The organism is Acidobacterium sp. FHG110202_01 (assembly GCF_059115305.1).
On sequence record NZ_JBZYWJ010000001.1, the window covers coordinates 422,658 to 435,031 of the forward strand.

At 58.3% G+C, this 12,374-nt stretch carries 9 protein-coding genes; 2 read left to right on the forward strand and 7 right to left on the reverse strand.

Going from position 1 to position 12,374, the window contains the following annotated elements:
• Window positions 1-117 precede the first annotated feature (117 nt).
• The 5 genes from AC5S16_RS01690 to AC5S16_RS01710 form a co-directional block, all read right to left on the reverse strand.
• A complete protein-coding gene (locus AC5S16_RS01690) occupies window positions 118-2,493 on the reverse strand; it encodes an exo-beta-N-acetylmuramidase NamZ domain-containing protein (RefSeq protein ID WP_493928267.1) in 2,376 nt (791 codons plus the stop codon).
• A gap of 2 nt (window positions 2,494-2,495) precedes the next feature.
• Window positions 2,496-3,965: a sodium:solute symporter gene (locus AC5S16_RS01695; RefSeq protein WP_493928268.1), complete on the reverse strand. Its 1,470-nt coding sequence runs from the start codon at window positions 3,963-3,965 to the stop codon at window positions 2,496-2,498.
• Window positions 3,966-3,971: 6 nt separating this feature from the next.
• Entirely contained in the window at window positions 3,972-6,053 is a 2,082-nt protein-coding gene (locus AC5S16_RS01700) for a glycoside hydrolase family 20 zincin-like fold domain-containing protein (RefSeq protein ID WP_493928269.1), read from the reverse strand.
• Window positions 6,054-6,223: 170 nt separating this feature from the next.
• Window positions 6,224-7,480 (reverse strand): glycosyltransferase family 4 protein, encoded by a 1,257-nt coding sequence (locus tag AC5S16_RS01705; protein ID WP_493928270.1) that lies wholly within the window; start codon window positions 7,478-7,480, stop codon window positions 6,224-6,226.
• Between the two features lie 196 nt (window positions 7,481-7,676).
• On the reverse strand, window positions 7,677-9,125 hold the full coding sequence (locus AC5S16_RS01710) for a YncE family protein (RefSeq protein ID WP_493928271.1): 1,449 nt from the start codon (window positions 9,123-9,125) through the stop codon (window positions 7,677-7,679).
• 113 nt (window positions 9,126-9,238) lie between these two features.
• Here AC5S16_RS01710 and AC5S16_RS01715 point away from each other — a divergent pair, with 113 nt between their 5' ends.
• Complete coding sequence (locus AC5S16_RS01715) at window positions 9,239-10,093, forward strand: DUF92 domain-containing protein (RefSeq protein WP_493928272.1); 855 nt, start codon at window positions 9,239-9,241, stop codon at window positions 10,091-10,093.
• A gap of 112 nt (window positions 10,094-10,205) precedes the next feature.
• Here AC5S16_RS01715 and AC5S16_RS01720 read toward each other — a convergent pair whose 3' ends face one another.
• Window positions 10,206-10,802, reverse strand: a complete 597-nt coding sequence (locus AC5S16_RS01720; RefSeq protein ID WP_493928273.1) for a YdcF family protein — start codon at window positions 10,800-10,802, stop codon at window positions 10,206-10,208.
• 35 nt (window positions 10,803-10,837) lie between these two features.
• Window positions 10,838-11,482 (reverse strand): L-threonylcarbamoyladenylate synthase, encoded by a 645-nt coding sequence (locus AC5S16_RS01725; protein WP_493928274.1) that lies wholly within the window; start codon window positions 11,480-11,482, stop codon window positions 10,838-10,840.
• 57 nt (window positions 11,483-11,539) lie between these two features.
• On the opposite strand from AC5S16_RS01725, the gene AC5S16_RS01730 reads away from it, so the two are divergent.
• Window positions 11,540-12,349 (forward strand): TrmH family RNA methyltransferase, encoded by an 810-nt coding sequence (locus AC5S16_RS01730; protein WP_493928275.1) that lies wholly within the window; start codon window positions 11,540-11,542, stop codon window positions 12,347-12,349.
• Window positions 12,350-12,374 lie beyond the last annotated feature (25 nt).

A 12,374-nucleotide genomic window follows, 5' to 3' on the forward strand; every position in this document is an offset into this window, starting at 1 on the left:
CCTGCTTTTATCTCGATTGGGGCCATCCTGTTGCGGCTACCGAAGCAAAAAGCAGGTCCTTCGACTACGTGCTTCGCACTCCGCTCAGGATGACAAACAAAAGAGTAGCCCTGACCTCTAATAAAGTAGAGCCTGTTTTCGCTTTACTTCGAACTGCGCGAGCGGCTCCAGCCATTCCTCCGCGATGTGCTGTGCGTCGGCGCCACTCTCCAACAGTTCGAGCGTGTGCTGATTCGCCAGCAGCAACTGAATGCGGTCGAGCTTGTACTGCTGCGAATACAACCTGTGCAGTGCTGCGGCGATCTCGATTCCGAGTTCGGGCGAATCGAGCACGTTGCGATCGATCAGGAGCACGCGCACTCCGTGGCAGAGCTCGCCTCCGTATGGGTAAGGCTTCTGCGGCGTGAAATCGACAGGGACGAAACGCACGCCGGGGAGAAAACGCGCGTTCATGGCATGCGCGAAGGCGCGCGCGTCGATCCAGGGAGCGCCGAGGATCTCAAAAGGCGTGTCCGTTCCCCGGCCAACCGAGATATTTGTGGACTCAATCAGGCCGAGCGCGGGATAGAGCGCTGCTTCCTCTACGTCGCGCAGATTGGGGGATGGATTGACCCACGTTAATCCCGTGGAATCGTACCAGTCACCGCGCTGCCATCCCTGCATTTTTATAACTGTCAAGGGGGCGTGCAGCTGGCGAAATATGTTGAAGTATTGTGCGAGCTCTCCCATGGTCATTCCATGGCGCACGGGCAACGGCATGTAATGGACGTAGCTCTTCAGGGCTTCGTCCGACATTGGTCCCTGCACGAAGGAGCCGTTGATGGGATTGGGGCGGTCGAGGACAACGATATCGGTTCCGGTCTGAGCGGCGGCTTCGATGAAGTATGCCATCACGGTTTCGTAGGTGTAGTAGCGGACGCCCGCGTCCTGCAGGTCGATCACAACCGCATCGAGCGAGCGCAGTGTATCGGGAGATGGTCGGCGTTGCGCATCGGTTGCGCCGTAGAGGCTGACGACGGGAAGGCCAGTCGCGGAATCGGTCGCGTTGCTGATATTGGTCGTGTCCTGCGCGCCCTGGATTCCGTGCTCGGGACTGAAGAGTGTCTTGAGCTCGATGTCCGGCGCGTGCGCCAGCACATCGATGGTGCGATGGCCTGAAGCATCGAGGCCGGTCTGGTTGGTGAGCAGTCCGATGCGCAGATGGCCTCCGTGTTTTTCTGCCAGGGCATGCAGATCGGCGAAGTTGTCAGCTTCAAGCACATCGATGCCGGTCTTGACGTCGCCGTTGCGGGCGATCCAGCGGCGCAGGCCGCTGATGGATTCGTTATAGCCAGTCAGCTTCGAGGAAAGGTTTCCGTTGTCGGGAACGATGTTTAGGCCCGCGGCGGCGGCATCCGCAATCTTGCCACGCATGGCGGTAATGCCCTTGGGGCCGTTGGGATGCACGGCGTTGGCTAGCACGACGACATAACTGTTCGAGACGGGATCAATCCAGAGTGATGTGCCGGTGAATCCTGTGTGTCCAAACGAGCCGACGGGAAAGATGCTGCCGCGATTGCTCGAGTAGGGCGATTCGACGTCCCACCCAAAGCTGCGCAGAGCTGTTGCGGTCGCTGGCTGTTCGGGTGAAATCATCTTAAGCGCCATTGCGCGCGAGAGCGGAAAACGGCTCGGTTTACCTGCAAGGCGGTTGAGAAGATTCTGTGCGAAGACAGCAACGTCATCCGCGCAGCTGAAGAGGCCGGCGTGGCCGGCGACACCGCCCATGCGCCGTGCGGTGGGATCATGCACGACGCCGCGCAGCATGACGCCGTATTCGTACTGTGTGGGTGCGATACGCGCGCGCCACTCGATCGGAGGCAGGTAACGTGTGTGCTTAAGGCCCAGCGGCTGGATGACGTTCTTGAGGGTGTACTCGTCCTCGGACATGCCGGAGAGTTTTTCGATTAGCGCGCCTAGCACGATGAAGTTGATGTCGCTGTAGACGAAGCGCACGCCCGGCGGCAGTTCGGGCCTGGAGGCAAAGGCGCGTTTGAATGCTTCGGCCTTCCCTTCCCATGGCTCGATTAGTGTCAGGTCAGGAGGCAGTCCGGAATAGTGCGTCAGCAGCTGGCGGATGGTGATGCCTTCTTTGCCATTGGCGGCAAACTCGGGCAGATACTTCGAGACCGGATCGTTGAAGCTGAGTTTGCCCTGCTCTGCCAGCTGCATGATCGATGTGGCCGTCATCAGCGACTTAGTGAGCGAGGCCATGTCGAAGATCGTGTCCGCGGTCATGGGCTCGTGCGTCGGCTCAAGCGAGCGCTCGCCGTAGGCCTTGCGGAAGACCACACGTCCGTTATGCCCGATAAGGACGACGGCTCCGGGTGTGCGATGCTCAGCTATATTGTCAGCAACGAGATGATCGATCGCGGAGAATTTCGCCTGCTGGGCTGAGGCAGCAAGAGGAGCGAGGACAAGAAGCAGAGACAGATATTTGGTTATAACGCTCATCTTTAGGATTGATCTCTCAGACGATTGTTCTTTGCGGGAAGACTCAGGATGTATCCGACGGCGAAAGTCACGGTGGAGCCGACGAAGACGTACCAGGTCCATGCGATCTTCGGTAGCCAGTGCGCCTGCTGCCACAGAAGAACATTGAGCACGCATCCGGCGATGAGCCCCGCCATAGCGCCGCTTTCTGTGGCGCGCTTGGTCAGTGTTCCCAGCAGGAAGACGCCGAGCATTCCGCCATAGAGCACTGACGCGATGGAGAGGCCGATCTCGAGCACGTGTCCTCCGCTGCGCGAGAGGATGGCGAGCACAAGCAGGACTGCGGCCCAACCAAGTGTCATCCATCGCGAAAGCTTCGTCTTCTGCGCTTCACTTAAGTCCGGACACCTCGGCATATAGAAATCGACCATCGAAGTGGATGCGAGTGAATTGAGCGCGGCGCTCAAGTTCGACATGGCGGCGGCGAGAATCGCCGCGATCATCAGACCAGAAATGCCTGCGGGCATCTGGTGAACGATGAACAATGGGAAGATGCGGTCGGCGCCTGAAGCCTGCGGAGTCTGCCCGGAGAGTTTGTAATACACGAACAATCCCGCGCCGATTAGAAGAAACAAAGTGAATTGAATGAAGATGACCACGCCGCTTCCGAGGAGAGCCATACGCGATTCGCGCAGATTTTTCGCCGCGAGCAGGCGCTGCACCATTAATTGATCGGTGCCGTGGCTTGCCATCGTGAGGAAACAGCCGCCGATGACGCCGGCCCAGAAGGTGTAGGTCTGCGAAACGTTGAGCGCGAAGTGGAAGACGGTCAGCTTATTCGCAGCGGAGGCGACGGAAAAAAGCACGTGCGCTCCTCCGGGGATGTGGCCGCAGATGGTCCAGAGACTAGCGAGCGTGCCGATCACATAGAGGAACATCTGCAGGACGTCCGTCCAGATGACGGCCTTCATGCCGCCTTCAAAGGTATAGAGCAACGTGAGCAGCGACAGGATCACGATCGATGCGATGTCGCCTGTGCCTAGTGCGACACCGACGACGATCGCCACCGCGAAGACGCGCACGCCTTCAGCGGCAGCGCGCATCACGAGAAAGAGTGCTGCTGTGAGCTGGTGTAACTTGCGGCCGAAGCGTTCGCCGATGACCTGATAGGCAGTGAGCAGCTCTCCGCGAAAGTAGCGCGGCAAAAAGAGAATGCAGATCACAATGCGCCCAAGCAGGTAGCCTATCACCAGTTGAAGGAAGCCGAAGTCGCCGGTGAACGCGATGCCGGGCACGCTGATGATAGTGAGTGTGCTTGTCTCTGCGGCAACAATGGAGAGCGCGATGGCCCACCAGGGAATGTTGCGGTCAGCGAGGAAGTAAGTCTTGATGGAGCGTTCGCCGCTCTTGCGGAAGCGCAGGCCGAACCATGTGATTCCGATGAGGTAAAGAACAACAATGATGAGATCGACGGTACGCAGAGGTATGTGCATCAGTCCTCAGTTTACTTTCGCAATCCCGATCGATTCCGGCGATGGCAAGGTATGGGTTGCAGTCCACTGCGCGCGAGCCGCGCGAAGTTTTTCTGCGCGCGTGATCCACAACTGCTGCGCGATGTCGTATTCGGCGGTCACGTTGTTGAGCCAGTAGGAACGGTTTTCCTTGAGCCACACGTCACGGAACAGATCGCGGATGTAGCCGTAGCCGTCGCGGAGGTCTTGGCAGCGTCCGTTGGCGCTTGAGAAGCTCAGCAGGTCGCGATTGACGTGCTTGCGGGCTTCGGGGTCATTCTGGCTTTCGTAGATGCGGCGGTAGCCTTCGGCAATGTCGCTCGCGGTCTGGAACTTGAAGGCGATGAAATCAATACGGCGCGCGCCGAGTTCTATAGCGTCGATAGCTTCGGGCTCGCGCAGATTGCCTTCGCGGCGCGCCTGCGCAATCAATGTAAGCGCACGCTCGGCCTCGGTGCGGATTTCGATGAGTGCCGGCTGGATCTTCTTCATCGTTTCCTGCCCTTCGACGGTCCATGGGTCAAGCCAGAAGAACTGGTCTTTCAGATCGCCGACGCCGGTTTGCTCGATCGCCTTGTGCGCAGCGATGAGCGCGATCTGCGCCTGGTCGAGCGCGCCGGTTGTATCGTTGTGAAAGACTGCGGCGTAGTCCTTCTGAAATTGCGCGATATCGCTCGTGCCCTGCTGCCATGAAGCTGCTGCGCCGAAGAGGATTCCGTACCAGTCTTCCGCAAACAGTCCTTCGCCGTCGTCGTTCCAGATGGTGTTCAGCACGCCGGTGCTGCCGGCTTTCTGGCCGTCGGCTACGAAGCCCTGAATGTTGCCGAGGGCTGTTTCATTGTTGGGATAGACGCGGCTCCAGTTATTGACTCCGGGTGCGACCCAGGTCTCCATTCCGGCCTTTGTATAGGGATCGAGCCATTTGCTGAAGCCGTTTGGTTCCGGCTGATAGTGCCAGGCGACGGCGATCATGTCCTTCGGCAGTTCGGCGGCACGCGCGGGATCGTTCATCGCTACATCGCCCCAGAACAGAAGTCTCTTGTTGAGCGGCGAGAGCTCAGTGTGAATCTGCTTGAGAAAGTCGACGTAAACTGCTCCGAGGCCGCGCTGCTTGACTTCGCTCGAAGTCTTACCTTGTCCCAGCTCGAAGGTCTCGTCGGCGCCGATATGCAGGAAGGGGCCGGGGAAGATTGCGGCAAGCTCGGTGAACCACTGCTTGATGATCTGCAGTGAGCCAGGCTCTCCTGGTGCGAGCACGGAACCATTCGGCACCTCAGCCAGCTGCGAATATTGCTGCCAGGTGAGGACGTGATGCAGGTGTCCAAAGGCTTCCTGCTCAGGAACGATGGTGACGTGATACGGCTTTGCGTACTCGACGAGCGCTTTCGCATCAGCTTGCGACATGGAGCCGCCGGGTAGCCCGGGCAACGGATTCGATGCGTATTGAATCGTGTTCTCGAAGTAGGGCGAGTACACGTTCATCTTGTAGGCGGCGAAGGTGCGAATCTGCTTCTTCTGGAATTCGAGTGTCGGCACTGGTCCGCGCGAAAGGTCGTCATGCACGCCACGGTATTTCATTGCCGGCCAGTCCCGGATCGTGCATCCATGGAAGACCGCGTCTGCGCCGGAGCCGGAGACAAGCTGCTTTGCTGTTTGCGCTCCGTAGAAAACTCCGGTTGCTGTGTGGCCGACGACATAGACGCTGTTTTTTTCAGTAAAGAGCGCATAGCCTTCGTCGAGAGTGGGCGTATCCAGAGAAAGCTTTGCCTGCAGGAGGGCTCGTTTGCCTGCTGCGGAAGTATCGCGGACGAGATAGATGTGCGCGGCGGAAGCAGCAGTCGTGCGCGTGATGCCGCGCTCTTTCAAGGTGTCGGTGAGATCGCGTGCGGCAAAGACATCATCTTTATCGCCGCCGGGGGCAGAGACCACCACGCCATGCGCGAGGGGAATGTCTTCCCTGCTCTGGAATTCGCGCGGCTGAGGAATGAGATGAGGGCGGCTGGATTGAGCGAGGCTGGAAAGGCACTGGGCAAAACAAATCACAACAAGAGCAGCGGTTTGTCTTCTCACACGAATTCCTCTGGACTCTCTTCCGGATAAGAGGCCCTGCTGGCTATGGATTGAGCTAGAAGGTAAACATTATTACCAAGGTTGATTTTATCGGCTTGTCTGCTTGGATAGATGACTATACTTTGCGAGGCAGGCGAAGTCAATGAGGATATGCCACCGATAAAGATGCTTTATGCGGGATGCATCGTTTTGATGAATGCCTGCAGCCCTTCAACGCACTGCTCATAGCTGTGATTGTCGATGATGCGCAGGCTCTCCTCGCCCATGCGTTTGCGTAGTTCGGGGTCGGCGATGAGTTTTTCGAGAATGCCGCTGAGTGCGGGCACATCGCCGACGGAATAGACATATCCGTTGACGCCGTTTTCGACAAGATCCTGCTGGCACCCTACCTGGTCGGTGACGACTACAGGGCGGCCGGCGTTCATCACTTCGTTGACGATGAGCCCCCATGGCTCGTTGGCACTGGGCAGCACGAAGACATCGCAGAGAGCAAACAGGGCGGGCAGTTCGCTCTGGTTCTGGAAGCCAAGAAAGCGGACTTGTGTCAGATTTGCTGCGGCTACGGCCTGTTCGAGTGCCTGACGCTCTTCTCCGTCGCCGGCGATTAACAGATACGGTGCATTGGTGCTCTCTGTCTTCTTGATTACCTGCTGATAAGCGAGAATGAGATCGGTGCAGCGTTTGCGTTTCTGTAACTTTGACGCATACAAAATGACGGGCCGTCCACTTTCAAGGCCCAGTTTCTTTCTGATTTCAGGAACATCCGCTCCCTGGACGCGCTGACGGAAATACTGGTTGTCAACGCTGTAGGGGAAGGAATAGTAGGCCATCCGGTCGCCGAAATAGCGGCGCCAATACGCGTGGTTTGTCTTCCCCACAACGAGCGTGCAGTCCACGAGGGCGTGCACAATGCTCATGTAGGTCCGTTTCACCGCTTCCTTCAGGAAGCTATTAGTGTTCACCAGCGAGCTTGAATCAGAAGTAAGCGCGACCTTGGAGCCGAAAGCCTTTGCTGCAGCCATCACGATCAAGGAATTTAATGTGAAATAGCCGTGCGTCCAGACAATATCAAACCGGTTCTTTCTTAATGCCTGAATGATTCCTTGATTCAGAGGATGGAAGAATTTTCCTGTAGTCGCGCGTTCCTTCAGCAGCTGAGGAAGAAATTCATATCTGTAGCCATCCAGCAGCGGCACGTCCCACTCGACCATCTTGTTGAAGCCTTGGTCCCAGTAGCCGCGCACAGAACGGTCGCTGAAGAAAAAAACGGCTAAGTCGAGATTGCTCTCCTGCTGCAGGCGGCGCAAAAGTGGCGCCTGATATTGGATGGGGTGGCTGACGAAGAAGGCGAGCTTTGTTTTGCGCACCGGCTGCAGGTCTGCCGGCACGTCAGCTTTATCCACGGTCGTTTCACCTTGCAGTGTCAAGTATTTTCCTCGATGCCACAGAGTACCTCAGGCGCTGAAGCCCCCTCTGATTTCACTGTTCACATCGCGAGGGCTGAAGCCCTCGCTTACCATCTGGTGCTTCTACCCTTTTTAGCAGGTCTCTGCATTCGTTTCATCCAAAGCAAAGGCGCTCCAGGATGGGAGCGCCTTCGGGGCAGAGATGCAGGTTCTGCAATTACGGAGCGCCTGAACCGACAGAGCGGCTTTGTGTGACGCTGTTTGCCCCTGTGCCGGAGGTGCCGGCGTATTGCACGGTCGTATGCACGTCCACGCCGTTGCCCTGCAGCAGGATCGACGACGAGACAATGTCAGTGTCGGTGCGGATGACTGTGAGGTACGGGCTATCCTGCGAAATGGTGTAGACCTTGCCGTTGGGATAGTTGAAGGTCGAGACGATCGAGCGCGGGTGACCTTGCACCGGGATGGTCTTTTCAACGGTGAAGCTCGAAAGATTGATGACGCTGACCGTGCCTGTTCCTTCGTTTGCGGTGTAGATCCTGCTGCCATCCTGCAGAACAGAGACCGCAGCGGGATGGCTTCCGGCAGGCAGCTTCACGGTTGCGAGCACGTGGCCAAAGTTCGCCGTATCGGTAAAGCCCTGCACCGCTCCGTTGATGCTTACGTCGATGATGCTGACGGAATCGTCATCATAGTTTGCCGTCACCAACAGCGCGCCAGCAGCGTAAAGGTCAGCATGGACCGGGCCTGCGCCTACAGTGATCGTCTCATTGGTCTTGTAGTTTGTCGCGGTCGTATCCAGCAGATTTTTTGCGCTGTCAATGACGGTGACGGTACCGCTGCCACGATTCATGACAAAAGCACGTCGTCCATCAGGGGTCATGAGCCCGTATACAGGGCAATGGCCGAGAGCAAGCTGGCTGGTCACGGTGTTGGTGGCGTAATCGATGCCGTCCGCTTCACCATTCGTGCTCACAGACGAGGTGTTGTCGCAATTTCCCCACTGCACTCCCTGGCTGATAGCGTAGAGGCGCTGTGCGGCTGTTGAGCCAACACCGACAGCGTTCACCAGGCCGGTCGCTACCGGAACCTCGAGCTTCAGCGACGGCGGGCTGCCGGTCAGCACGCCGATGGCTGGTTGGCCGTTCAGGTCCGCGGTAAACGGCTCGACCACATATTCGCCCGCACTGGCCACGAGAATGTTTGAAGGCTGCGTGGAGACGCCGCTGCTTGCAGGCAACGTCGTGTTCTGCACTTTATTGGACTGGAGGGTATTGCTCAAAGGCACAGTGCTCAGCGTGCTGGTGCAGTTACCGTTGCTACCCAGGTTCAAGTTGACGCTGTAGGCAGTCGAGCCCGAAGGATCGAGGGCAAAGGTCAGCGGCCCTGTGCCGACAGTGGCCTGGGCCATGACGCTGTCGCCGGAAAAGTCGATCAGGGTCACCACTCCCGGATTTTGATACGAATTCGGACCCGGGCAGGGAGAGGTTGAGTTCAGGGTATACGCCTGAAAATTCGGCTGGGAAAACGCGACTACATAACCACCAGGCTCCGGCGCGGGGCCTGAGGGGGTAACCGGGGTTACGACTGGACGATACTGGTTACCGCAACCAGCCGCAGCCGCCATAGCCACCACAGCTCCGGCGGCAAACCATACACTTCGCACTCGTTGATACCTCACTCAGCAACAAATCCTGCTTAAGAAAAACTACAAATCCTGCTAAGAATTAGATTGTAATTCACTCAAGCACTTCAACTTGTCAGGCTATCAGGAATCCGATGAACCATGAAACCCCACGCCGTCCACCGCTGTACTGGCAATCGCAGCTGCTGCTCCTGATTGTATTGCCCGTTTCGTGCATCTGGATATTCTTTCAGACGGTTGACGCCTGGGAACGTCGTGATCCGGTTCTTCTGCAGACAGGTCTGATCTGCGCCGTATTTGCCTTTATTGTGTGGATGGCCAGGGCGGGAACCATTCCTGCCGTGCTTACCGGGACTGTGGTGACAGCGTGTTTGTATCTGCGCACTCCCGGATGGCGGACCGCCCTGTGGTCACTGGTAACCATGTTGATTCTCACGCTGGGCGCGACGCGCGTCGGACGCAGGCGCAAAGAAGCGCTCGGAGTAGCCGAAAAACGCAGCGGGCGGCGAGCCTCACAGGTGGCCGCGAACCTCGGAATGGCCGCGCTGGCCAGCCTGCCATTGTCGGCAGCACAAATCTTTACCCCTACGGCGCATGGTTCGGAGGTGATGCTGGCCGGCGTCTCGGCGGCGTTAGCCGAGGCTACGGCCGACACTCTGTCGTCAGAACTGGGGCAGGCCTTTGGAGGACAGCCACTTCTGCTGACGAACTTCAAGCCTGTTCCTCCGGGGACGGACGGAGGGATTACCTTCACCGGCACGGCTGCGGGCTGCCTGGGTGCGGCGGCGATTAGCGCTGTGGCTGCAGGCACGTTTGCTCTCGGCTGGCGGCCAGCGGCGGTGATCTTTGTCAGCGGTGTTCTGGGATTCTTTGCAGACAGCGTGCTGGGAGCGGTCTTTGAGCGGCGCGGCGTGCTGAATAACGATGCGGTGAATTTTCTTTCGACGGTCCTGGCAGCAATTTGCGCGGAGTGGATTGCGGGACGGTAGTTTTCGGCGTTTGACCTCGGGACTGAAGCCCGGTTCTTCTCCGAATTTATTTTCGAGGGCTAAAGACCACACCTACCTATTTCCCTAATCTCTATTTCCTACTTCTCTGGCTCTAATGCAGCCGCAACTTCCAGGCTGTGTAGCTGAGAATTTCGTGGACGATACGCGAGAAGGTCTCTTCGCCGCTGATGGGTTTGCCCGCCGGCCGGGGCGAAGTGTAGACAGTCAGCCCGTTCTTTTCGCAGATGGCGTGGATGCGGAACAGATGCGTTCCATCGCTGACGACTGTGACCCGGTTCAGATGATTCGTGCGCGCGATGCCTGCCAGGCGCGCGGCGGATTCGGTCGTGTTATCGCTCAGCGTCTCGGCAATGATCGCTGTTTCCGGAACGCCGTGGGCGAGGAGATAGTCGTGGCCGACGGCACCTTCGGAGAGTCGGTCACCCTCATCGGCTCCGCCGAGAGTGATGACGAGAGGCGCAATTCCCTTCTGGTAGAGATCGAGCGCATGGTCAAGACGCGCGCGAAGCACGGGCGACGGCCTGCCGTCGTACTCGGCTGCGCCGAAGACCGCGATCGCGTCGGACTTCTGCGCCTCATCGCGTTCGGCGTAATAGCGAATCTGGCCGTAGACCCAGCCCGTCCAGGCAATGGCGGCGGCCACCAGAAACACAATGGTGTTGATCGCCAGCCGCCGGCCAGCGCCCATGCGCCTCAGATTTGTATCCGGAACGATCATGGCGGCTATCGATGCAAGGCGAGGGCGACTTCGTGGGTGGGGATCGCGCCTTCACGCAGAATCTGCCAACGTCCTTTGCCTCCGGAGAGGTCGACAATCGTCGTTGGAAGGCTGCGCCCGGTGGGGCCGCCGTCAACGATCAGCGGAATGCGGTCACCGATCTGGTCGCGTACGCAGGCGGCGTAGGTGCACTCAGGTGCGCCCTGCAGATTCGCAGACGTAGCCGTGATGGGCAGCCCAAATTTTTCAGCAATGGCGCGCGGGATGGTTGCATCGGGGATGCGCAGGGCCACGTTGCCGGTGTTGGCGGTAACGCGCAGGGGCAGCCGTGAGCTCGCCTTGACGATCAGCGTCAGCGGGCCGGGCCAGAAGCGTTCGGCGAGACGGTCGAAGTTTGCGTCCGCATCACGCACGAGTTCATATGCCTGCTGGAGGCTGCAGATGAGCAGCGAGAGCGGCTTGTGTTTCAGACGCTTTTTGATCTCGTAAATGCGCTCGACCGCGCGCAGGTTCACGGGGTCGACCGCAAGGCCGTAAAACGTGTCGGTGGGGAGCCCGACAACTTTGCCGCTTTTCAAACAAGAAACGACGTACTCAACGCGCTCCGCTTCCGGTTCGTCCGGATGGATACGCAAAATTTCCGCGGACAAGGCGACTCCAATCTGAAGAACTCAAAACGCAGGCGCGGACAGGATAGAATCGCACCCATGCAGAGGGCCCTGAATCACGCGCATGTTCGCATTGTACAAAGCCGGCAGAATGCCCGCGTAAAAGAATTACGCGCCGCGCTCCGAAAAGGCGAAAAGACCGCGTCGGGCCTGATTGCTATCGAAGGCCTGCACCTTGTTGAAGAAGCCCTGCGCAGCGGCCTGTGCGTTCCGACGGTCTTTATTCGCAGCGGCAGCCTGAATCTTCTCGACGGTATCGTAGTTGGTTCGGAGACAGAAATTCTTGAGTTGCCTGCTGATATTTTTGTGAGCGCGGTAAGCACGGAGTCGCCGCAACCGGTGGCTGCTCTGGCTGAAGCTCCTTCGTTTACTTTCGAAAATGTTCTTGCAGCATCGAATCCCCTGCTTCTGGTTTCCGCAGGGCTGCAGGATCCAGGCAATCTGGGAACGATCGTTCGCTCGGCTGAAGCTTTTGGAGTTGCCGGCGTCATTGCTCTTCCGGGAACGGTGAGCCTCTGGAACTCGAAAGCGTTGCGCGCGTCGGCTGGATCGGCCTTTCGCCTGCCGGTGGTGACAGCAGATACTGCAACGCTGTTTGCTTCGCTGCGCGCTCGCGGAATCCGCACGGTCGCTACTACGGTCGAGGGCGGCACGCCAGCGCGGAAGCTCGATCTGACGCGGCCTGTTGCTCTTTTTATCGGGAATGAGGGCAGCGGCCTGCCTGAGGAGATCGTTCGTCAGTGCGATGATCGCGTGACGATTCCCTATCCTGGGCCGGTGGAGTCGCTGAATGCCGCGATTGCAGGGAGTATTCTGCTGTATGAGACAGCGCGCCAAAGAGACAAATAGAATGGCGCGAAGCGCGTAGGCCTAG